The sequence below is a fragment of the Actinomyces sp. oral taxon 448 str. F0400 genome, assembly GCF_000220835.1.
GTDB lineage: Bacteria > Actinomycetota > Actinomycetes > Actinomycetales > Actinomycetaceae > Actinomyces.
Genome location: NZ_GL985606.1, coordinates 1,930,020 through 1,951,864, shown reverse-complemented (window position 1 = coordinate 1,951,864; position 21,845 = coordinate 1,930,020). Strand labels below are relative to the sequence as shown.

14 protein-coding genes are annotated in these 21,845 nt (G+C 68.5%); 6 read left to right on the top strand and 8 right to left on the bottom strand.

Features of this window, described 5'->3' with window-relative positions; genetic code table 11:
• Positions 1-43: 43 nt before the first annotated feature.
• Complete coding sequence (gene lpdA / locus HMPREF9062_RS08300) at positions 44-1,417, bottom strand: dihydrolipoyl dehydrogenase (protein ID WP_034254004.1); 1,374 nt, start codon at positions 1,415-1,417, stop codon at positions 44-46.
• A gap of 587 nt (positions 1,418-2,004) precedes the next feature.
• Here lpdA and HMPREF9062_RS08295 point away from each other — a divergent pair.
• Positions 2,005-2,517 (top strand): hypothetical protein, encoded by a 513-nt coding sequence (locus HMPREF9062_RS08295; protein WP_034254001.1) that lies wholly within the window; start codon positions 2,005-2,007, stop codon positions 2,515-2,517.
• Positions 2,518-2,576: 59 nt separating this feature from the next.
• On the opposite strand, the gene HMPREF9062_RS08290 is transcribed toward HMPREF9062_RS08295, so the two are convergent.
• Both HMPREF9062_RS08290 and HMPREF9062_RS08285 read right to left on the bottom strand, forming a co-directional pair.
• Positions 2,577-4,001 (bottom strand): chloride channel protein, encoded by a 1,425-nt coding sequence (locus HMPREF9062_RS08290; protein WP_083820041.1) that lies wholly within the window; start codon positions 3,999-4,001, stop codon positions 2,577-2,579.
• Positions 4,002-4,053: 52 nt separating this feature from the next.
• Positions 4,054-6,057, bottom strand: a complete 2,004-nt coding sequence (locus HMPREF9062_RS08285; RefSeq protein WP_009749651.1) for an alpha/beta hydrolase family protein — start codon at positions 6,055-6,057, stop codon at positions 4,054-4,056.
• Between the two features lie 219 nt (positions 6,058-6,276).
• Here HMPREF9062_RS08285 and dxs point away from each other — a divergent pair, with 219 nt between their 5' ends.
• From dxs to pflA, 4 genes are all read left to right on the top strand, one after another.
• Positions 6,277-8,238, top strand: coding sequence for a 1-deoxy-D-xylulose-5-phosphate synthase (gene dxs, locus HMPREF9062_RS08280; RefSeq protein WP_034253998.1), 1,962 nt, complete (start codon positions 6,277-6,279; stop codon positions 8,236-8,238).
• Positions 8,239-8,560: 322 nt separating this feature from the next.
• Positions 8,561-10,681, top strand: a complete 2,121-nt coding sequence (locus HMPREF9062_RS08275; protein ID WP_009749648.1) for a pyruvate formate lyase family protein — start codon at positions 8,561-8,563, stop codon at positions 10,679-10,681.
• 63 nt (positions 10,682-10,744) lie between these two features.
• The gene (grcA2, locus tag HMPREF9062_RS08270; protein ID WP_008734270.1) at positions 10,745-10,990 is read left to right on the top strand and encodes an autonomous glycyl radical cofactor GrcA2; all 246 of its coding nucleotides are present in this window, start codon (positions 10,745-10,747) and stop codon (positions 10,988-10,990) included.
• 21 nt (positions 10,991-11,011) lie between these two features.
• The gene (gene pflA, locus HMPREF9062_RS08265; protein WP_009749647.1) at positions 11,012-11,890 is read left to right on the top strand and encodes a pyruvate formate-lyase-activating protein; all 879 of its coding nucleotides are present in this window, start codon (positions 11,012-11,014) and stop codon (positions 11,888-11,890) included.
• A gap of 5 nt (positions 11,891-11,895) precedes the next feature.
• Here pflA and HMPREF9062_RS08260 read toward each other — a convergent pair whose 3' ends face one another.
• Together HMPREF9062_RS08260 and HMPREF9062_RS08255 are read right to left on the bottom strand one after the other, a co-directional pair.
• Positions 11,896-13,209, bottom strand: a complete 1,314-nt coding sequence (locus tag HMPREF9062_RS08260) for an HRDC domain-containing protein (protein WP_009749646.1) — start codon at positions 13,207-13,209, stop codon at positions 11,896-11,898.
• On the bottom strand, positions 13,206-13,808 hold the full coding sequence (locus HMPREF9062_RS08255) for a DUF3000 domain-containing protein (protein ID WP_009749645.1): 603 nt from the start codon (positions 13,806-13,808) through the stop codon (positions 13,206-13,208). The genes HMPREF9062_RS08260 and HMPREF9062_RS08255 overlap by 4 nt, the downstream gene beginning before the upstream one ends.
• A gap of 172 nt (positions 13,809-13,980) precedes the next feature.
• Here HMPREF9062_RS08255 and HMPREF9062_RS08250 point away from each other — a divergent pair, with 172 nt between their 5' ends.
• Complete coding sequence (locus HMPREF9062_RS08250) at positions 13,981-15,111, top strand: lipid II:glycine glycyltransferase FemX (RefSeq protein WP_009749644.1); 1,131 nt, start codon at positions 13,981-13,983, stop codon at positions 15,109-15,111.
• Positions 15,112-15,123: 12 nt separating this feature from the next.
• Here the strand turns inward: HMPREF9062_RS08250 and treZ are convergent, their stop codons facing one another.
• From treZ to glgX, 3 genes are read right to left on the bottom strand one after another with little or no spacing between them, the layout of a single operon-like run.
• Positions 15,124-16,971, bottom strand: a complete 1,848-nt coding sequence (treZ, locus tag HMPREF9062_RS08245; RefSeq protein WP_034253992.1) for a malto-oligosyltrehalose trehalohydrolase — start codon at positions 16,969-16,971, stop codon at positions 15,124-15,126.
• Positions 16,968-19,535 carry a malto-oligosyltrehalose synthase gene (gene treY / locus HMPREF9062_RS08240; RefSeq protein ID WP_009749642.1) on the bottom strand — a complete coding sequence of 856 codons (2,568 nt, stop codon included), beginning with the start codon at positions 19,533-19,535 and terminating at the stop codon, positions 16,968-16,970. The genes treZ and treY overlap by 4 nt, the downstream gene beginning before the upstream one ends.
• Before the next feature lie 37 nt (positions 19,536-19,572).
• A complete protein-coding gene (glgX, locus tag HMPREF9062_RS08235; RefSeq protein ID WP_009749641.1) occupies positions 19,573-21,780 on the bottom strand; it encodes a glycogen debranching protein GlgX in 2,208 nt (735 codons plus the stop codon).
• Positions 21,781-21,845 lie beyond the last annotated feature (65 nt).

The window sequence follows — 21,845 nt, the reverse complement described above, 5'->3', positions numbered from 1 at the left end:
TTCACGGACTCGGACATGGTGGAAACTCTCTATCTCTTCGCGATCAGCCGTGATTGTGCAGCGGCTTGCCGGCGAGGGCCATGGCGGCCTCTCCAATAGTCTCGTTCTGGGTCGGATGGGCGTGCACGAGCGGAGCGATGTCGGCGGCATCGGCCTCCCACGAGACGATCAGCTGCCCCTCGCCGACCTGCTCGCCCATACGGGTACCGATGGCGTGGAAACCGAGAATGGGACCGTCCTTGAGCGAGACCAGCTTGACGAAGCCCTGCGCGCCCAGGATCTGACTCTTGGCGTTGCCGGCCACGTTGAACTCGGCTGTTTCGATGTTCTGCGCGCCATGGACCTCGGCGGCCCGTTCCTCGGTGAGGCCCACGGAGGCGATCTCGGGATCGCAGAAGGTCACCTTGGGGACCAGGTCGTCGTCGATCGGCCGGGGCTCCAGGCCCGCGATCGCCTCGGCGACCGCGATGCCCTGGGCGAAGCCGCGGTGAGCGAGCTGGACGCCGGGGACGATGTCGCCCACGGCCCACACGTTCTCGATGTTCGTGCGCCCATAGTCGTCGGTCAGGACGAAACCGCGGTCCATGGCGACTCCCGCCTCCTCGTAGCCGAGATTCGCGGTAGCCGGACCACGACCGACGGCGATGAGGAGTATCTCGGCGTCGTAGGTCGTGGAATCGGCGGTACGGACGGTTACGCCCGAGGCCGTGCGCTCGACCGAGTCGAACATGGTGTTGGTCTTGAAGGCGATTTTCCGCTTGCGGAAGGCTCGCTCGAGTTGTTTGGAGACGGCCTCGTCCTCACTAGGAACCAGGCGGGGCAGCCCCTCGATGATGGTGACTCGCGACCCCATGGAGGCCCAGGCGGAGGCGAACTCGACGCCGATGACACCGCCGCCCAGGATGATGGCCGACGTCGGCACGTGGTCGAGCTCGAGGGCCTGCTCGCTGGTCATCACCGGGCCGGAGATCTCCTGGCCGATGGTCTTGGAGAACGAACCGGAGGCGAGCACGATGTTCCGGCCCCTATACCGCCTGCCGTTGACTTCGACGACGTCCTTGGCGACCAGGCGGCCCCAGCCGCTGATCACCTCGATGCCGCGGGACGAGACCAGCCCCTGGAGACCCTTGTACATCCGGGCCACCACGCCGTTCTTGTACTTCTGGACCGCGGGCATGTCGATGCCCTCGAAGGCAGCCCTGACGCCGACGGCGGCGGCCTCACGCACGGTCTTGGCGGTCTCCGCCGAGTGCAGGATCGCCTTGGTCGGAACGCAGCCGCGATGAAGGCAGGTGCCGCCGACCTTGTCCGCCTCGATGAGCGCGACCTTCAGGCCCAGCTGGGCACCGCGCAGCGCGGCGGCGTAACCACCCGAGCCGGCCCCCAGTATGACCATGTCGTAGACGGTGTCTGTCACAAAAAACTCCTCATTGATGTCCTCCGCCCTTGTGGAGCGGCTCGGCACGTCTGCCATTGTTCCACCTGGGTGCGCTCCGCACGTGTCGGAACCGCTGCGTGAGAAGGACTTGGGTCCTGCGAGAACGGTGAGGCTGCTCACCTACGAGAGCGGATGTCCGCGCCCGACGCACTATTGGCGCCGGTGCCCGTCTCCCACGCGTCCGCCGGTGCCGATGAGGGACCCGGATCAGCATCGGCTCCGAAGAAATCCCAGGAGACTGGCGGCCCGACACCCGTGCCCCGAAGAGCACTGCGCAGATGCTCGAGCGCCGGCAGGGGCCCGAAGGCATCGCCGGCGCCGGTCAGGCATCCACCTGCACGTTCAGCGCCTGACGCGCCGCCGGAGCCGTGGTGAGCGCAACGGCATCGTCCGACTCCCCTCCCGGACCCGCGTCGGCGACGACCAGAATGCTGCCGGCGCGGACGTTCGAACCCAGGACGCCGGCGGGGGAGGAGGCGGTTCAGGAGTGGCCGCGGTCGCGATGGTAGGGTCCTGGACCAGTCCACCGTCGTCCCGGCCGACGCCCCGAGAGGAGAGCCGCACTGATGCCTGCACCAGTGGACGACCGTCCTGAGGTCCGAGGTGTCGAGGACCGGCGCCGCCCCGCCCACGGCTGGGGCCGACTCCTCGTCGTCGTCTTCGCCGTCTTCGGGCTGGCCGTCCTCGCACCCGCCGCTGTGGCGCTGGTGCGCACGCCCACCGCAGCGCCGGTGGTCGGGTCGATTAATGTCGCCGTCGGCCTTCTGTTCATCCTCTTGGCGGTGTGCGTTGCGCACAACGGGCGACGGATGCGGCTCATCGGATGGATGAGTCTGAGCGCGCTGCTGACCGGGGCGGCGCTCATCGGCGTGCTGACCTGGACCGATGCTGCTGAGGGGCTCGAGGCCAGCGTGTGGGCCGACGGCGGTCGGCAACTGTGCTACCTGCCGCTCCTGCTGCCGTTGATGGCGGCGGGCTGGATGTGGTTGAGCAACCCGCGGCGCATCGTCATCAATGCCGAGCGGATGGACGAGCTGGGCGCCACCCTGGCAGAGCGCCGACACTCGGCGGACCGCTGACGGGCCGCCGGCAAACGGGAAGAGGAACGGTCGGCGACTCACCAGACGCGCGTCCGCACCTATGGTCGGCCGGTGGAGTTCCGACGAGCCCGCCAGCGCCTTTGCACACGGGCGCCGAACGAGGTGGGCGCTTGCGGGTCCTCGATGCTCATGCCGCGGCGGCGCAGTTCCTCAGTGTAGATGGTCGAGCAGGTTAGGAACCGTCCCGTCACCGTGGACAGTACCACAGCGAGCATGAGCGGGGTCAGCAGGTTGTACTCTCCGGTCATCTCGATGATGAGAACAATCCCGGTGATCGGTGCACGGGCAGCGCCCGAGAACACCGCCCCCATCCCTAGCACTCCGAAAACGGCGGCCGCATGGGGGCGATCGGGCGCTACGAAAGTGCCGAAGCATGCACCCAGCATGCCTCCGATGAACAATGACGGGGCGAAGACGCCTCCGGGCATGCCCACCGCCAGAGTCACTGATGTCGCCACGATCTTCGCCAGGACCAAGCCGGCCAGGACCAGCGCCGGGTAGCGCCCGTCGAGAGCCCGGCCGAGCACCGCCGAGGACTCGCCGTACATGCTGGGAATCCCCAGAAGAAGCCCCCCGACCAGCAAACCTCCCACGGCGGGGCGCGCCCACAGGGGCAGCTGGAGCCGGTCGGCTCCCGCGGACACGGCGTCGGCGCTCAGGTACCGGCAGCGGGAGAAGCCAGCTCCGGTCAGACCACCTAGAACGCCGAGCGCGGCGACCCACCCGAGCTGGGCGGTGCCCGCGAGGTTGAGGGCGGGCAGGGACAACGACAGCGACGTGCCCAGCAGGTGGTGGGAGAGCACAGTCGAGGACACACAGGCGAGCACCACGAACGTGAAGGCGTCGACTGTGAAATCGACCAGAACCACCTCCATGGCGAAGAAAGCGCCCGCGAGCGGGGCGTTGAAAGCCGCGGCGATGCCCGCAGCCGTACCTGCGGCCGCCAGAAGCCGCACCGCTTGCCGGGGCAACCCCAGGCGCCGGCCGAACAGACTTGCGCTGCTCGCCCCGAGCTCGGCGATCGGGCCCTCGGGCCCCACCGACCCTCCGCCGCCGATGGTCAGCACCGCGCAGACCACCGTCGTCGCGGCGGGACCTGGGGCCATGACGCCGTCGGAAGCCCTCGACGACCACAGCACGCCCGCTACACCGTGCCCCGTCGGCGCACGACCCGGCCACGTCATGAGGGGACCGATGACCAGTCCCGACAACACGGGTGCGGCCACGATGAACCACCGCCCCAGGAAGGAGAGCGCGCCCGTGCCGGGACCCAGGGACAGCGTGTAGTCCTGCGCACCAGTCAGCGTTTTGGTCCAGGCATCGATGCCGAGGCGGAACAGGACGGCGCCCGCTCCCGAGACCAGACCGACGGCGATGGCCAGCATGAACAAGCCGCTGCGGTGGTGACGCAGCAGTCCCAGGATGTTGCTGCTCAGTCGTTCGCACGCGGGTCGGATGGTCATGGGCATAGACGGGGCGGCATCCGTCGGTGCGGGCCCGCCCCGGTGGCTGCGGTCAGTGGGCCAGATTCTCCACCTGCACCAGGACCGGGTCCTCCTCCGAGGACGCCATGCCCCACACCCGGGTGTAGAAGCTCAGTTCCGTGCGCAGTGCCCGGTGGATGTTCGAGGCGAGCCGCAGCCCGTGACCCTCGCCCTGGAAGACCTCGAGAGCGACCGGCAGACCCTTGGCTCTGACGGCCTCGTACATCGCGGTCGCCTGGTCCGCCGGTACGATCGGATCCTCGCTGCCCTGCAGGAGCAGGAGAGGGGCGTGGATGTCGTCGATGTGGTGCAGCGGCGAGCGCTCGGCCAGGATCGGGTCGTCGGCGTCTCGCGCCCCCGCCAGTGCGCCGATGTAGCGGGACTCAAATTTGTGAGTAGTGCGGGTCAGTCGGGCCAGGTCCGCCACGCCGTACAGAGAGGTTCCGGCGCTGAAAACCGTCGAGCGGGTGAGCGCGGCCAGGGCCGTAAAGCCGCCGGCCGAAGCGCCGCGTACCGCGATGCGGGCCCGGTCGACCTCACCGGAGTCGGCGAGGAACCGGGCGCCGGCGATGACGTCGTCCGCATCGTAGACGCCCCAGTGCCCGTCGAGCGCGCGCCGGTAGTCGGTGCCGTAGCCGGTCGAGCCCCGGTAGTTGACGTCCAGATAGGCGAATCCGCGGCTGGTCCAGTACTGGATGTTCAGATCGTAGCCGGGTCGGGCCGCCGCCGTCGGGCCGCCGTGGACGTTGACGATCAACGGGGGCAGCTCGTCGGCGGGGCCGGTGCGGATGGCCGAGGCCGGCGGGTAGAAGAAGCCGTGCGCGGTGGCGCCCCCGGTGGTCGGCCAGGCCACGGGCGTCGGCAGGGAGACGCCGATGGCCTCGGCCGCGAACTCGCCCGAGCCTCGCAGCACCTCGACGCCGCCGTCGCGCACTTCGACGATCGCGGGCAGCTCCATCTCATTGTTCGCCAGCAGGACGACGCGCCCCGCCGAGGAGGCGACGTTGCCCAGCGGCTGCCAGCCCACGTTCCACTCCTCGAGTTCACCGTTGGACAGCCGGATCGTACCCAGGTGCCACACGCCGTCACGGGCCCAGGAGGCGATGAGGTGCTCGCCGTCCAGCACGTCGTAGTGGTGGGGGCCCAGCACCCACGCGGGGGAGGTGAAGGTCGCCTCGGCCGGGTGCAGGGGGCGGGTGCGCAGATCGGCGGTCCATCCCTCGTGGTTGGTGCCGCGGCGGGGGAAGCCCTCGGTGCGGTACAGGTTGGAGAAGCCCGAGGCGTTGGAGATATGAACCAGTTCGCACTCCTCGGTCCACCGGGGCTCGGAAACGGCATTGCCGCCGCCGTCGATGACGGTCTGCTCCCCGATGCCGCCATCGGAGAGCAGGTCGCCCACATGCATGGTCGTGCTCTCCCACGGCATGCTCGGGTGGTTCCACGTGATCCACGCGAGGTGCTCGCCGTCGGGTGACAGGGTCGGAGAGGTTACGAAGTCCGTGCCCGACACGACGGTGGTCACCGGGGCGTCGTCGCGGGCCGCGGATCCGTCCAGTGGGATCGCCACTAGGGAGTTGACGGCCTCGCCCCGCCCGCGGTGGTCCTCGCGCACCGCGTAGACCAGGCCACGCGCCGTGTCGATCTCGAGGTCCCCGTGCCGCACGTCCCCGTAGATCGTCAGGGGCACCAGGCCGCGCATGCGGTGGGCGACGTCGTAGCGGTACAGGCGCCCGTCGCCGGCATGGGAGACGACGACGATCCCCGAGTCGACGGCGTAGGCGTGCCCGCCGTACTCGTGGACGCGGGTGCGCACGTCCACGAGTTCGTCGGAGGGAGTCAGGGGGAGGATCTCGCCGACCGAGCCGTCCCCGCTGCGGCGCAGCAGCACGTTGCGGCCCGCCTGCGAGGCGCGCTGCTCGACCCAGTAGGTGTCCGCGCCGTCCACGCGCACCTGCGACAGGCGCACTGTCCGGGTGGTGATGGTGCCGGGCGTGATGGGAGAGGGCCAGGTCCCGAACGGAGCAGTGGTGCTCATGGTTCCTCCTGAGTGGGGTGCGGCGGGGCGCAGCGCGGGCGTGCCGCGCATTCTGGGTCTCTACCCTACGTGCTCGTGCGCGGGTGCGGTGACGTCTCCGGGACCATGACCCCGACGCTTATGCTGGGGGCGTCGACACACGTGCGGCGGGCCCGCGATGTCGCACGGGCGGGGCCGGTGCGGGTGCACGGGAGGACCAGGACCGGGAGGAACGCGTTGATGAGTGAGAAGACGGCAGTGGCCGATACCGCACTGCCCCGTACGCCGCTGCTGTCCTCCATCGCCCGTCCCGGCGACCTGGACCGACTGACCAGTGAGGACCTGGTCGTCCTCGCTGGCGAGATCCGTAGATACCTGGTCGCCACGGTTTCCCGCACCGGTGGGCACCTGGGGCCCAACCTCGGCGTCGTCGAGCTGACCCTGGCGCTGCATCGCATCTTCCGGTCTCCGCGCGACACGATCGTCTTCGACACCGGCCACCAGGCCTACGTCCATAAGCTGCTCACCGGCAGGCAGGACTTCACCCGCCTGCGTGAGCGCGGGGGACTGTCGGGGTACCCGGCTCGCGACGAGTCCGTGCACGACGTCGTGGAGAACTCCCACGCCTCGACCTCCCTGTCATGGGCCGACGGCATCGCCCGAGCCAACCGGTTCCAGGGGCACGATAACCGCCATGTGGTGGCCGTCATCGGCGACGGGGCGCTGACCGGAGGCATGGCCTGGGAGGCCCTGGACAACATCGCCGACTCCTCGGACAAGCATCTGGTCATCGTCGTCAATGACAACGGGCGCTCCTACGCCCCCACCATCGGCGGCCTGGCCCACCACCTGGACGCCCTTCGCACTAACCCCGGTTACGAGCGGATGCTCGCCGGGGTCAAGCGCGTCCTGCTGACCCAGGGGGCTCCGGGGCGCGCGGCCTTCGACGCGCTGCACGGCCTCAAGCGGGGACTGAAGGATGTTCTCGTTCCGTCGGCCTTCTTCGAGGACCTCGGCATCAAGTACACCGGGCCGGTCGATGGGCACGACGAGACGGCTCTGGAGTTCGCTCTGACGCGGGCGCGCGAGTACGCCGAGCCGGTCATCGTCCACGTCATCACCCAGAAGGGCCGCGGCTATACGCCCGCCGAGGAGGATGTGGCCGACCGTTTCCACGCCGTCGGACGCATCCATCCCGAGACGGGACTGCCGATCGTGCCCTCGCGCTTCGGCTGGACCTCCGTCTTCGCCGAGGAGGTGCTGGACCTCGCGCGTGCCGATGAACGGATCGTCGGGGTGACCGCCGCCATGCAGCAACCGGTCGGGCTCCAGCCGATGGCGGACGCCCTGCCCGACCGGGTCATCGACGTCGGCATCGCCGAGCAGCACGCTCTGACCGTCAGCGCGGGCATGGCCTTCGCGGGCCTTCACCCCGTGGTGGCGCTGTACGCGACCTTCCTCAACCGCGCCTTCGACCAGGTCCTCATGGACGTGGGCCTGCACCGGGAGGCGGTCACGATCGTGCTCGACCGCGCCGGATTGACCGGTACTGATGGCGCCAGTCACAACGGCGTGTGGGACATGGCGCTGCTCTCCCACGTGCCTGGGCTGCACCTGGCCGCGCCGCGGGACGAGGTCAGCCTGCGCGAGGGCCTGCGCACCGCCGTGGCGACCACCGACGCCCCCACCGTGCTGCGCTACCCCAAGGGGGCCCTGCCCGATCCCGTCCCCGCCCTGCGCGTCCTAGGGCCTCAGGACGCGCCTTTCGAGGCGGTCGACGTGCTGGCGGAGCCGTCGCAGGAGTTCGCCTGCGATGAGCACCTGCTCCTGGTGGCCGTGGGAGCCATGACGTCCACCGTCCTGGCGGCGGGGCGGGCGCTGGCCGGGGAGGGACGCGCCGTGACCGTCGTGGCGCCCCGCTGGGTCGTGCCGGTGCCGCGGACGCTGGTGGAGGCGGCGCTGTCGGCCGCGGCAGTCGTCGTCGTGGAGGACGGTCTGGCCGACGGCGGCATCGGCTCCCAGCTGAGGGACGCCCTCGACGACGCCGCCGTTCGGGGCGGGCGCCGCAGCCCGGCCGTGGCTCGCGTGGGAGTCCCGCGTCGGTTCCCGGGCACCGCCGCCCGTGCCCAGCTCCTGGCTGACTTCGGCATGGACGAGGCGGGCATCGTGGACACCGCCCGCCGTCTGCTGGACGCCTCGTGACGGGCATCGAGGTCGTGGGACGCCCGTCCTATCGACACGATGACCGACGCTTATGCGAAGACGGGAAGATGGCCATGACCGTCGGGAAACTCGGTGTCCGCAACAACGATTCCCGGAACGAAGGATTAGGACTTAAGTCCCTATAGACGAGTGCTCAGCCGTTGCTTGTGAGTGATCCCACCGGCCTGCTGGACGGGCGGCCTCCGCAGTCGTCGAGGACCGGCCTACGCTGGTACCGACGGCGCAACGATGTGCCGCCGCGCCTCACGAGGGCGTACACGATCGGGTGGCCGACCGGCCACTCACCAACAGGAGGGCACGGATGACCACTGAGGTCACAGCATCCGCCACAGCGGAGGACACCATCAGCCGCGATGCGTGGGAGGGCTTTGCCACGGGTCCGTGGACCGACGATATCGACGTCCGCGACTTCATCCAGCGCAACTACACTCCTTACGACGGAGACGCCTCGTTCCTCGCCGACGCTACCGAGAAGACCCTTCGCCTGTGGGACACACTTGAGAACAACTACCTCTCCGAGGAGCGCAAGGTCCGCATCCTCGACGTCGACACCGACACCCCATCGGACATCGACGCCTTCAAGCCCGGCTACATCTCCGAAGATGATGACGTTATCGTTGGGCTTCAGACCGACTCCCCGCTCAAGCGGGCCATGATGCCCAACGGCGGGTGGCGTATGGTCGCCCAGGCGATCAAGGAGGCGGGCAAAGAGGTCAACCCCGACGTTCAGAAGATCTTCACGCGCTACCGCAAGACTCACAACGATGCCGTCTTCGACATCTACACCCCGCGCATTCGCGCCGCTCGCTCGAGCCACATCATCACCGGGTTGCCCGACGCCTACGGACGCGGCCGTATTATCGGCGATTACCGCCGTGTCGCCCTGTACGGGGTCGACCGACTCATCGAGCTCAAGCAGAAGGCCAAGGACATCGATGCTGACGAGCCCTTCTCAGAGCACTGGGCGCGCTACCGCGAGGAGCACGCCGAGCAGATCAAGGCCCTCAAGAAGCTCAAGAATATGGCGGCCTCCTACGGGTTCGACATCTCCGGCCCCGCGCGCAACGCCCATGAGGCCGTGCAGTGGACCTACTTCGCCTACCTCGCCTCCGTGAAGTCCCAGGACGGCGCCGCCATGTCGATCGGTCGGCTGTCGGCGTTCCTCGACATCTACTTCGAACGCGACCTGAAGGCCGGCCTCATTGACGAGTCACGCGCCCAGGAGCTCATTGACAACATCGTCATGAAGCTGCGCATCACCCGTTTTCTGCGCACCACCGATTACGACCAGATCTTCTCCGGAGATCCGTATTGGGCCACGTGGTCGGATGCAGGATTCGGCGACGACGGCCGAGCCATGGTCACCAAGACCTCCTTCCGTCTCCTGCAGACGCTGCGCAATCTCGGCCCGGCTCCCGAGCCCAACATCACGATCTTCTGGGACGAGAAGCTTCCGCAGGGCTACAAGGACTTCTGCGCGCTCATCTCGGTTACGACCTCCTCCATCCAGTACGAGGCGGATGAGCAGATCCGCGAGCACTGGGGCGATGATGCCGCGATCGCTTGCTGCGTGTCCCCGATGCGCGTGGGCAAGCAGATGCAGTTCTTCGGCGCCCGTGTCAACTCCGCTAAGGCGCTGCTCTACGCCATCAACGGCGGGCGCGATGAGATGACCGGTAAGCAGGTCGTCACCGGTCTTCCGGGCGTCGAGGGCGACGGGCCGCTCGATTTCGACGACGTGTGGGACAGGTACGAGAAGATGCTCGACTGGGTCGTCGCGACGTACGTCGAGGCCCTCAACATCATTCACTACTGCCACGACCGTTACGCCTACGAGGCCATCGAGATGGCCCTCCACGACTCCAACATCGTGCGCACCATGGGGTGCGGCATCGCCGGCCTGTCGATCGTCGCCGATTCATTGAGCGCGATCAAGTACGCCACGGTCACCCCCGTGCGCGACGAGACCGGCCTCGTGATCGACTACATCACCGAGGGCGACTTCCCACTCTACGGCAATGACGACGACCGCGCCGACGACATCGCCGCCACCGTGGTCCACACGATTATGTCCAAGATCAAGGAGCAGCCCTTCTACCGCGACGCGATTCCCACCCAGTCTGTGCTGACGATCACCTCCAACGTCGTCTACGGCAAGGCGACCGGAGCCTTCCCATCCGGTCACGAGAAGGGCACCCCCTTCTCCCCGGGCGCTAACCCTGAGAACGGCATGGACACGCACGGCATGGTCGCCTCCATGCTCTCCGTCGGCAAGCTCGACTACAACGACGCGCTCGACGGCATTTCACTGACCAATACGATCACCCCGCAGGGCTTGGGCCGCACGCTCGATGAGCGCGTGTCCAACCTCGTGGGTATTCTCGACGCCGGCTTCGTTCCGGATGACTGCGCCGAGGTTTGATCTTACCGGTCACCCACCGACTCTCTGTCGACCATATCTCTCACCACTAGAAAGGGGCCGATTATGGCCACGTATGAGGAGCGCCTCGCCTCGATGAAGGCGCAGCGTCAGGACAACGGCGGCGTGAAGGGTTTGTACCACGCCAACATCAATGTCCTGGATCGTAACACGCTCGAGGACGCGATGGAGCACCCGGAGAACTACCCGAACCTCACGGTCCGCGTCTCCGGCTACGCCGTCAACTTCGTCAAGCTCACGCGTGAGCAGCAGCTGGACGTCCTCAACCGTACCTTCCACGCTGGCGCCTGAGCTGGGCGGTGCTGGACTCAGATGACTGAGACCATCACCCCCGCGGCACCGGGCGGCCGGGACCAGGACTTCCTGGCCCCGGCCGCCCGTCTGCACGGGGCGGGGATCGGCGGGCTCGAGGAACTGACCGACCTCCAGCGCTCGGAACGTCTAGCCCGGATGCGCGACGGGTCGCTCGGATCCATCCACTCCTGGGAGCTCGTGACCGCGGTGGACGGGCCGGGCACGAGGATGACTATTTTCCTCAACGGCTGCCCGCTGCGCTGCCTCTACTGCCACAATCCCGACACCTTCCTCATGAGGGACGGGGAACCGGTCGAGGCCGACGAGCTTCTGCGTCGCATAAGGCGCTACCGGAGCGTGTTCCGAGCCTCCAAGGGCGGTATCACGCTGTCCGGTGGCGAGGTCCTCATGCAGCCCGCTTTCGCGGCGCGGTTGCTGGCCGGTGCCAAAGCGATGGGAATCCATACGTGCATCGACACCTCCGGGTTCCTCGGTGCGAACTGCTCCGAGGAGATGCTGGGCAACATCGACCTGGTGCTCCTCGACGTCAAGAGTGGTGACGAGGAGACCTACAAGAAGGTCACGGGCCGGGCTCTGGCTCCGACGATCACCTTCGGCGATCGGCTGGCCGCCCGAGGCATCGAGATCTGGATCCGGTTCGTTCTTGTTCCGGACCTGACCGACGATCCCGAGAACGTTGAGAATGTCGCTCGTATCGTTGAGCGCTGGCGCAGCACCGTCTCCCGCGTGGAGGTTCTGCCCTTCCATCAAATGGGTGCTGACAAGTGGAAGTCCCTGGGATTGAATTACCACCTGCGTAACACTCTGCCTCCGGAGCCCAAGCTCGTCGAATCGACTCGAGACATCTTTCGTTCTCACGGGTTCACCGTGCGCTGACCGGCTCACGCCAAAGCCGTGGTGAGAGCCTCGCTCAAGGCCGGACCCACCTGCTCGACCTGCCAGGGGCGTGCCTCCAGCTCCGTCAGACGCGCGGCCACAGCTGGCGTGGAGGTATCAGCCGGGGCTCCGGCCTCTCGGGCTCTGCCGAGATCCCAAGCGAGATGGCGCTGAGAATCCGGGGACAGGAGCAGCTCCTGGGGCAGACGCAGCTCGTCGGCCCGAGAGCGCACGGTCAGGCGCACGACCTCGAGCGCCCGCGCGGCTTCGGGGTGATGACGCCCCCATGAACGCGGTTGCGGGAGTTCGCCGTCGGGCAGAGGCGCGTGCACGGGAGGCAGGTCGCTTTCCGGTAGATGCATGGCCCGATCAACGGCCTCCCACCACACCTCCTGGTGCTGCCGGGTCTGACGAGAGGAGAATTCTTTGATCGCGACGAGCTTGCGCCGCGACGTCGGCCGTGTGATCGCAGCAGCGATGAGCGCCTGGTGCGACAGGACTCTGGAGGGGGTGCGATCCAGTTCGGCGGCCAGCTTCTCGCGGGCGATCCACAATTCTCGAAGTACCGCCAGCGACCGCGGAGTACGCACGGCGCGGCCCGCGTGCGGCGTCCTGCGCCACGGATCGACTCTCGTCGGACGCGGCGGCCTGGTCCGCTCGTATTCGAATTCCTGAGCCGCCCATTGCGCCTTGCCCGCTACCCGGAGCTCGGTGCTCAATGCGTCGCGCAGTTCGGCGAGCAGTTCGACGTCGAGGGCGGCGTAGATGAGCCAGGAGTCGGGTAGCGGGCGGACGGACCAGTCCGCCGCCGCGTGATCCTTGGCGAGTCTGAGGCCCAGAGTCTCCTCGGTGACCGCGCCGAGACCCACATGGGTGCGGCCGAGGAGACGGGCCGCGAGCTCGGTATCGAACAGGGAGCGCGGTCTTAGTCCGAGCTCGTGCAGGCAGGGCAGGTCCTGGTCGGCGGCGTGCAGGATCCACTCGGGACCGTCGAGCACCTGCGCGAGTGCATCCAGAGGCCCCGCCGTGACCGGGTCGATGAGGAGCGTGCCGCTGCCGGCGCGCCGCAGTTGAATGAGATAGGCGTCCTGCCCGTATCGGAAGCCCGAGGCTCGTTCGGCGTCGACGGCGACGGGCCCTGCACCCTTCGCCAGGGCCGCCGAGGCGCTGCGGAGGGCGGCTGGCGAGTCCGTGACCGGGGGCAGTCCGTCGCGCGGGCGCGTGTAGGCCACGACGTCGTCGGGCGGGACCGGTGAGTCGGTGGTCCCGGGTACCGGGACCGGGCGGGGGGTGGATTGACCGGATGGGCGCACCGTCACCGCACCACGCTGGCCAGCTCGATGGGCGTGGCGATCTCCGGCTCATGACCGGCGGCGACGTGGATCAGCTCGTACCACGCCTCCAGGTGGGGCGTGAGGTCGGGGGTGGTGGGGCTCCACGAGGCGCGGACCTCGGCATGGGCGCACGAATCGTCGAGCTCGAGCCCTCCGAAGGTCTCGGACAGTACGCGGGTGACCGTCCCGACGAGCGCCCTGTACCCCGCTCCGGCGCCGTGGAGAGCGTCGGTGAGCCAGGACCACGCGGCGGAGCCGAGCAGCGGATCGGTGCCCGCTTCCTCGTCAAGGCGGGACCGCGTCATGACCACCAGCCTGAGGTCGCCGTCCCACGCCTCCTGGCCGGCGGGATCGTGCAGGACGATGAACTTGCCCGAGGCCATCGGGGTGTCGGAGGACGTCTCGGCCGTCTCGGCGGTGAGCGCCGCCGCGTAGGGAGCCAGCCGGCGCGGTGCGGGGACCTCGTCCAGGATGAGGCCTCTGGGCCTGGTTGCGTGACGCATGGACAGCAGCGCCTCGGCGAAGCGATCGGGGACGGCGGGCTTGGGGTCTTGGGGGGAACCCGTGAGGGAGGAGTCGGTCACCTCGCCAGGCTACCGGGGCGAGGCGATGAGGCCCGCTGCCACGCCGACGGGAGCACCGACGGGAATTACTCACGCTGCGGACACGATCCTGGGGGGACAGGGGCTTCGTTACCATTAGTTCATCGTTGTCGGACCCGCGGGCGCTCGTGCATGGGCGTCGGAAGGAGAGCAGATGAGCCAGACCGGGACGGCGGCGACGGCCATTCCGCATGGCACGATGCGGCGCGTCGAGTGGGAGACATTCGCGCGGATCGCGCAGAATGCTGCGGTTACCCTGCCTGTGGAGCAGACCATCGTGTGGGACTCCTTCGACGCGGCCATGAGCGGTCGTGAGCCGTGGGGCCGCGTTGTCTACGAGCGTCCCGACGGCAGCCCCCGAGCCCTGCTCTCCCTGACGCGGATGAGCGTGCGCGGGTTCCCCTACTTATGGGCTCGGCACGCTCCGGTCTGGTTGAACGGGGCCCCCACTAGAAGTGAGGAGGCCGACCTGTACGAGCTTCTTCTCGACGGGGTGCGGTTCCACGACCCGTCGGTGGTGTTCGTGCGCGCCCACTTCCACCACGGGTCCGACCGGTCCCACGAGCTGTTGCAGACCATGACCTATGACCGCACGGTCGTCCTCGACCTGGGTCGCAGCGACGACGACGAGGCCGTGCTGGCCTCTTTCAAATCGCGCGGGCGGCGCGATGTCCGTAAGGCGCTGCGCAACGAAGACCTCACCTACCATGACGAGACGTCGCGGGCCGAGGAGGTCTTCTCCGAACTCTACGAAATCCTCGCCGAGACCGGTGAGCGCGACGGTTTCCGCGCAGCTCCCGAGGCCACCTACCGCACCATGCTGCGCACCCTCGGCCCTCAACACGCACGGCTGTACGTTGTGCGTCGGCGGGGCGGGAGGGCCCTCGTGTGGTCGCTGGTGACCGTTTGGGGGGACTGCGCCATGCGCTACTACGCCGGATCATCGGCCGAGGGACGCCGCATGCGCGCCGCCGACGCCCTGGTGTACAGGGAGGCCTGCTGGCTCAGGGCCGAGGGCGTGCGGCGCTACGATCTCATGGGGGTCGATTCCGAGCGGGTTCCCGAACTCGCGGGCGTGAGGGAGTTCAAGAACAAGTTCGTCACACGCGGGCCGATCGATGTTCCGGGGGCGTGGGACCTGCCCGTCCACCCGCACACCTACGCCGCCCTGGTGCGGGCTCTCGACCTCAAGCACAACGCGAGTCGAGCCGTCGCGGGTTTGCGTGACCGCGTCGGCTCCTCGTGGCCGTTCGGAGGCGAGACGGCGAACGCCGAAGGGAAGTGACCGTGGGGCTCTTCACGCGTACCGCAGGAGAGCCATGGTCTCCCCCGGATGCAGGATCGAGCCGTTGGGCGACGCCCCCCGCCAGGACAGGGCCACATCGAGCGCGGCGGCGTCCGGTACGAGGCCGTCGAGTCCGGTCGCGGTCGCCTCGGGCCGGTCGGCGGGTGCGAGACTCGTGGCCACGACCAGTTCCGCCTCGCGGCGGCCCGGACGCGCTGGGACGGTCAGAACGATGACGTCGCCGACATCTCGCAGCCCGGGCCACAGGCCCCGCCTGCCCAGGTCGAGCCGGCGCCGCAGGGCGATGAGGTCGCGGTACCAGGCGAGCATGCGGGCGTGGGCCGGCCGCCGGGGCTCGTTCCAGTCCAGGGTCGAGGCCTCGACGGTGGAACGAGCCTGCGGATCGGGCACTTCATCGGCGCCCCAGCCGAAGGAGGCGAACTCCCTGCGACGCCCCTGCGTCACCGCCTGAGCCAGATCGGGTTCTGAGTGATCGGTGAAGAACTGGAAGGGCCGACGAGTGCCCCACTCCTCGCCCATGAACAGCATCGGCGTGAATGGGGACAGGAGGATGAGTGCGGCCTCGGCGGCCACCGCGTCGTCGGTCAACGAAGCGGCCGGACGGTCGCCGGTGGCACGATTGCCCACCTGATCGTGGTTGGAGTCGAAAATGACGAAGCGGCGCGGGTCCGTCCCGGCCGGGACGGGTGCGCCCCAGCGGCTCCCGCGGAAGGACGACCATCCGCCGTTGTGGAGGAAGGCTCCCTCATAAACACGCCTGAGCGCATCCGGCGCGGCGAAATCCGCGTAGTAGCCCTGGGACTCGCCGGTCACCCGGGCGTGCAGGGCGTGGTGGACGTCATCTGCCCATTGCGCGGTCATGCCGAGCGAGGGTGTGCGGAAAGGCTGCATGGTGCGCGTGGGTGTGATCACGCCGGCGTCATTGAGATCTGATTCGGCTATGAGTGACAGGGGCTTGCCGAGCTCATCGGACAACTCTCCGACGGCGTCCGACAGCTCGGCCAGCAGGTGCTGATGGGGCTCGGCGCCGCGAGAGGCGTCGTCGCGGATCTCGTGGATGGCGTCCAGGCGCAGGGCGTCGACGTGGAAGTCCGTCAACCAGCGCAGCGCCGAATCGATGACGAAGGCGCGCACCTGTTCGGAACCGGATTGGTCATAGTTGACGGCGGAGCCCCATGGCGTCTCGTGCGCCTGGGTGAAGTAGGGGCCGAAACGGCCCAGGTAGTTGCCCGATGGGCCCAGGTGGTTGTAGACGACATCGAGGCACACGCCGATGCCGGCGGTGTGCGCGGCGTCGACGAACCCGGCCAGCGATGCCGGCCCCCCGTAGGCCTCGTGCACCGCCCACAGGTCGACGCCGTCATAGCCCCAGCCCGCCCGGCCGGGGAAGCCCGCCACCGGCATGAGCTCGACCAGATCGATTCCGAGGGCGGCGAGGTGATCCAGCCTCTCGGTGGCCGACTCCAAGGTTCCTTCGGGCGTGAAGGTGCCGACGTGGAGCTCGTAGATGACGGCGCCCAGGGCATCGCGTCCCTGCCAGCTCTCGTCCGTCCAGTGCAGGGCGGTGGCGTCGAAGACGCGCGAAGGGCCGTGCACACCGTGGGGCTGCCAGGCGCTGCGCGGGTCGGGAAGGTCGTCATTCCCGCCATCCAGCCGGAAGGCGTAGTCGGTGCCCGCGGGCAGAGGGCGGGGGCTGACCCACCAGCCGTTCCCACGGGCCTCCATGGTCAAGGTCTCGTCGGCCTCGGGCAGATGCAGGTCGACGCGGCGGGCCTGCGGCGCCCACACCGGCACAGATGGGCCCACCGGCAGCGCGGGGGAGCGTCGTCGGGCGTTCACGCGGCCTCCCCCCTCTCACGCGCCAGTACGACGACGGGCAGGTCGTCGAGCACGTCTGCCAAGCGCCGAGCTCCGCCGTCGACCGGGCGCCCTGACAGGACCTCGTTCCAGATGCCCTCGGGCAGCACGACGCTCTCCTCGCGCCAGCCGCCCAGCCGGGCCAGACGGCGGCTCAGGCGGCGCACGATGACGATGACATCGGGCTCCTCATCGAGCAGCCGGGCGTAGGAGAAGGCGTGGGAGGTCGTCACCGGGACCGTACGGTAACCCGAGCGCGGGCCGACGAAGGTGTCCGGCCGTTCAGCGCGCAGGTGGGTCAGGCATCGCGTCAGCCGCAGCTTCTCCTGGTCCAGTGTGCGAGGCGACCCGCCGGCGGAGATCTGGGCGAGCATCTCGCGCAGCCCTGCCTCGCCGTCGTAGGCCACAGGCCGGCGATTGTCCGGATCGACCAGACTTGTGCGAGTGACCTCACTGCCCTGGTAGATGTCTGCCACTCCGAACCAGGTCAACGCCATGGCCTTGTTCGCCAGGATGACAGAAGCCACATCCCGGGCGGTGAGGGAGGCGAAGGCGTTCATCTCCTGAGCCGTGTCCGGGTCGGCGAGCAGGTGAGCCGCGTAGTCGGCCAGGGCTCGCTCCCGGTCGGTGTCCGGGGCGGACCACGTGGTCCAGCCCTTCTGCTCGCGCGATGCCTTGACGAGATAGGCGGACAGCCGCTCGGGGGTCATGGGGTCGTCGGTGTCCGGGGCCCACGTGCCCCACAGGGTCTGCCACAGAAGATTCTCGGTGCGCCCGTCCAGATCGGTGGGGCGCGCGTCCTCGGTGGCGTCCCGCAGCCGGTGGACCAGGTCGTTCCACTCCTCGGCGTAGGAGGCCAGCACATCGAGACGGGCTCGCACGTCCTCCCCGCGCTTAGTGTCGTGGGTGGTCGTGGCCACCATCGTGCAGGGCCACACGTCCTGGACGCGGTCCGCCCAGGCGTGGGCCTCATCGGCGCCCAGGGCGAAGCCGCCCGGGTTCCCACCCACTTCGGTCAGACTGGTCAGATGCGTCCACCGATAGAAGGCCGTGTCCTCCACACCCTTGGCGGTCACAGCCCCGCACACCTGCTGGAAGCGGATGACTGCCTCGGCGCGCAGCGGGGAGGCGGCCAAGCCCTCGGACCCGACCGGCTCGCCGAGCAGGATCGCGACGACCATGTCGAGAGTCTCGCCCTGGTCGGCCTCGAGCCTCAGACGCGCCCGTTCGGCGTCCGCGTGCAGCACCGCCGCCTGCTCGGGATCGGCGGGCTGCCCCGGGCGGACGTAGGCTCGGTAGCGCTGCGCGGCGACGAGCAGCTCGACCACGCAGGCGCGCAGGTCCCGCCGCGTGTGATCGCGCAAACGCACATCCTGAACGGTGAGCTCGTCCAGAATGTGCGCCAGGCGGTCGACCTCCGCCGCCAGCGACCCGTCGATGACTTCCCGCTTGGCCTGCTCGACGACGTGCTCGTAGGAGACCGGCGCCTGCCCGGTCAGCTCGTGCATGAGAGCGCCGAGTCGCGCGGCCCCCCCGGGGTCGACCTGCAGCTGGTCGATGCGCCAGGAGGCGTCGTACCCCGTGGTGCCGGCGACATGCCAGGCGACCGGCAGGGGCTCATCAGGGGCGAGGATCTTCTCCGCGGCGATCCAGGCTCCGTCAGTGGCCTGCGCCAGGTGGTTGAGATAACCGGTGGGATCGGCCAGGCCATCGGGGTGGTCGACCCTCAGGGCGTCGACCACCCCCATGCGCAGCAAATCCAGGACGAGCTCGTGGGAACCGGCGAAAACCTCCGGGTCCTCCACGCGGATCGCTGCGAGGGTGCCGACGTCGAAGAAGCGCCGATAGTTGGTCTCCTCGTCGCCGACCTTCCAGTAGGCCAGCCGGTAGTGCTGGCGGTCGACGAGCACATGCATCGGCAGAGACTGGGTGCCCTCAGCGACGGGGAAGACATGGTCGAAATAGCGCAGCACCCACTGCTCGCCGCGCTCCGGTTCAGTGGGCACCGTCATACGATCGAGGACGAGCTGCTCGTCGGCGAGCACCTTGCCGATGCGCGCGCCGAGCACCGGCATGAGAATGGGGGCCTCGACCGACACGTCGAACCAGGAGGCGTAGGGGGAGTCCGGTCCGTCGCGCAGAACGGACCATAGGGGTAAGTTGTGCCACGCGGGGGTGGGTACCGCCATATGGTTGGGCACAATATCCAGAACTAGGCCCATTCCCGCCGCGTGCACATCATCGGCCAGGCGCTCCAGCCCGGCTCGCCCGCCCATGACCTCGCTGATGCGGGTGTGGTCGACGACGTCGTAGCCGTGCGTCGACCCCGGGGCGGCGGCCAGCACGGGGGAGAGGTAGACGTCGGTGATGCCCAGGTCGTGCAAATAGGGCACTAGACGGCGAGCGTCGTCGAAGGTGAGCGCGGCACCCATCTGGAGCCGGTACGTCGTGACGGGGGTGCGGCGGCCGTGGTCGGGCACGTGCCCCGACCACGGCGCGTACCCATCGGGCGCGATCGTGTGCTCCGACTCGGTCTGCGCAGTCATCGTGTCGTCCTCCTCGTGCCCGTGCGGTCCCTCGCGGTCAGGATACGACCGGGACGGCGGCCGACGTCAGGAAAAGCATGGAACGGGCCTCGACGACGACCTGGGCGCCCGCCTCGAGCGACTCATGGGGCTGGCTGTCCACGGCCGGGGCCGTGTCGAGGGCCTCCGACCAGTGCTTGCCGAGGCCCGGGCCCGGCAGGGTGAACGTGATGTCCTCCTCGCTAGCGTTGATGAGCACGAGGAAGGAGTCGTCGGTGACGCGGTGCCCCTGCTCATCCGGCTCGGCGATGGCATCGCCGTTGAGGAACACCGTCATAGCGCGGGCGTACCAGGTGCCCCAGTCCTGGTCCGTCATGCGCCCGCCAGAGGGTCGCAGCCACTCGATCTCCCCCAGCTCGGACTCCCCGCCGTGCGAGGCGGCGCCGGAGAAGAAACGACGCCGGCGCAGCACGGGGTGATTGCGACGCAACCACACCATGGTCCGGGTGAAGTCGAGGAGTTCGCGGTCCTCCTCATCCAGGTCCCAGTGGACCCATGTCATCTCATTGTCCTGGCAGTAGGCGTTGTTGTTACCGTCCTGGGTGCGGCCCATCTCATCGCCGTGGCAAATCATGGGCACACCCTGACTGAACAGGATGGTGGCCAGGAAATTGCGCGTCTGGCGCTTGCGCAGGGACAGGACCACCGGGTCGTCGGTGGGTCCCTCGACGCCGCAGTTCCACGAGCGGTTGTCGTTCGCCCCGTCCTGGTTGTCCTCCAGGTTGGCCTCGTTGTGCTTGGTGTCGTAGGACACCAGGTCGGCCAGAGTGAAACCGTCGTGGGCGGTGACGAAGTTGACGCTGGCCACCGGCGTGCGGCCCGAGTGCTGGTAGAGGTCGGAGGAACCGGTGATGCGCGAAGCGAACTCTCCGAGGGTCGAGGGGGTGCCGCGCCAGAAATCACGCACCGTGTCCCGGTACCGGCCGTTCCACTCACTCCACAGGGGAGGGAAGCCGCCGACGTTGTAGCCGCCGTCGCCCACGTCCCACGGCTCGGCGATGAGCTTGGTCTGAGACAGGATCGGGTCCTGGTGGATGATGTCGAAGAAGGCTGAGAGTTTGTCGACCTCGTGGAACTGACGGGCCAGGGTCGAGGCCAGATCGAAGCGGAAGCCGTCGACGTGCATCTCGGTGACCCAGTAGCGCAGGGAGTCCATGATGAGCTGGAGAACCGCGGGGGAGCGCATGAGCAGGGAGTTGCCGGTGCCCGTGGTGTCGAAGTAGTGGGTCTGGTCGCCGTCGACGAGCCTGTAGTACGCGGCGTTGTCGAGCCCCCGGAAGGACAGCGTCGGCCCCAGATGGTTGCCTTCGGCGGTGTGGTTGTAGACGACGTCGAGGATGACCTCTATGTCGGCCTCGTGGAAGGCTTTGACCATCGCCTTGAACTCCTGGACCTGCTGGCCGTCGGCACCGTAGGCGGTGTAGCCGTTGTGCGGAGCGAAGAAGCCGATCGTGTTGTACCCCCAGTAGTTGGACAGCCCCTTGTCCTGCAGGTAGGTGTCATTGACGAACTGGTGGACGGGCATGAGCTCGATGGCGGTGATGCCCAATTCCTTGAGATGGTCGATAACGGCGCCCTGGGCCAGGCCCGCATAGGTTCCGCGCAGCTCGGCGGGCACGAGCGGGTTGAGCTGCGTCATGCCTTTGACGTGGGCCTCGTAGATGATGGAGTTGTGGTACTCGTGAGCCGGCGGGCGGTCGTGTCCCCAGTCGAAGTACGGGGAGATGACGACCGAGCGCATGGTGGCGCTCGCCGAGTCCTCCGTGTTGCGTACCGAGACGTCGTTGAAATCGTAGGAGTACAGCGACGGGGACGCCGTCACGTGTCCGGAGATCGCCTTGGCGTAGGGGTCCAGAAGCAGCTTGGAGGCGTCGCAGCGCGGACCGTGCTCGGGGTCGTAGGGGCCGTGGACGCGGTACCCGTAGTGCTGGCCCGGCTGGACGGTGGGCAGGTAGGTGTGCCACACGTCCGCGTCCACCTCCGTCAGCTCGACCCGGGTCTCCGCCCCGGCGTCGTCGAACAGGCACAGCTCGATTCGTTCGGCGACCGAGGAGAACACGGCGAAGTTGCTGCCCGAGCCGTCGTAGGTTGCGCCCAGCGGATAGGGCTGCCCGGGCCACGTGGTGGGCGCCGGCGCGGGAGCGGTGTCGGTGGCTGCTGCGGGCCCGGACCGGCCGGGCGCGGCGGAAGGCGTGTCAGACGGCATGGGGACACTTTGCCACGTGCATGCCTCCTCGGCGCGGCAGAGCCGGCACTGCCCGCCCGATCGGG

Bases quoted from the DNA above. Each gene is read 5' to 3' on its own strand.
- HMPREF9062_RS08295 (WP_034254001.1), top strand. From the start codon at position 2,005: ATGCCTGCACCAGTGGACGACCGTCCTGAGGTCCGAGGTGTCGAGGAC.
- HMPREF9062_RS08290 (WP_083820041.1), bottom strand. From the start codon at position 4,001: ATGACCATCCGACCCGCGTGCGAACGACTGAGCAGCAACATCCTGGGA.
- HMPREF9062_RS08285 (WP_009749651.1), bottom strand. From the start codon at position 6,057: ATGAGCACCACTGCTCCGTTCGGGACCTGGCCCTCTCCCATCACGCCC.
- dxs (WP_034253998.1), top strand. From the start codon at position 6,277: ATGAGTGAGAAGACGGCAGTGGCCGATACCGCACTGCCCCGTACGCCG.
- HMPREF9062_RS08275 (WP_009749648.1), top strand. From the start codon at position 8,561: ATGACCACTGAGGTCACAGCATCCGCCACAGCGGAGGACACCATCAGC.
- grcA2 (WP_008734270.1), top strand. From the start codon at position 10,745: ATGGCCACGTATGAGGAGCGCCTCGCCTCGATGAAGGCGCAGCGTCAG.
- pflA (WP_009749647.1), top strand. From the start codon at position 11,012: ATGACTGAGACCATCACCCCCGCGGCACCGGGCGGCCGGGACCAGGAC.
- HMPREF9062_RS08250 (WP_009749644.1), top strand. From the start codon at position 13,981: ATGAGCCAGACCGGGACGGCGGCGACGGCCATTCCGCATGGCACGATG.
- treY (WP_009749642.1), bottom strand. From the start codon at position 19,535: ATGACTGCGCAGACCGAGTCGGAGCACACGATCGCGCCCGATGGGTAC.
- glgX (WP_009749641.1), bottom strand. From the start codon at position 21,780: ATGCCGTCTGACACGCCTTCCGCCGCGCCCGGCCGGTCCGGGCCCGCA.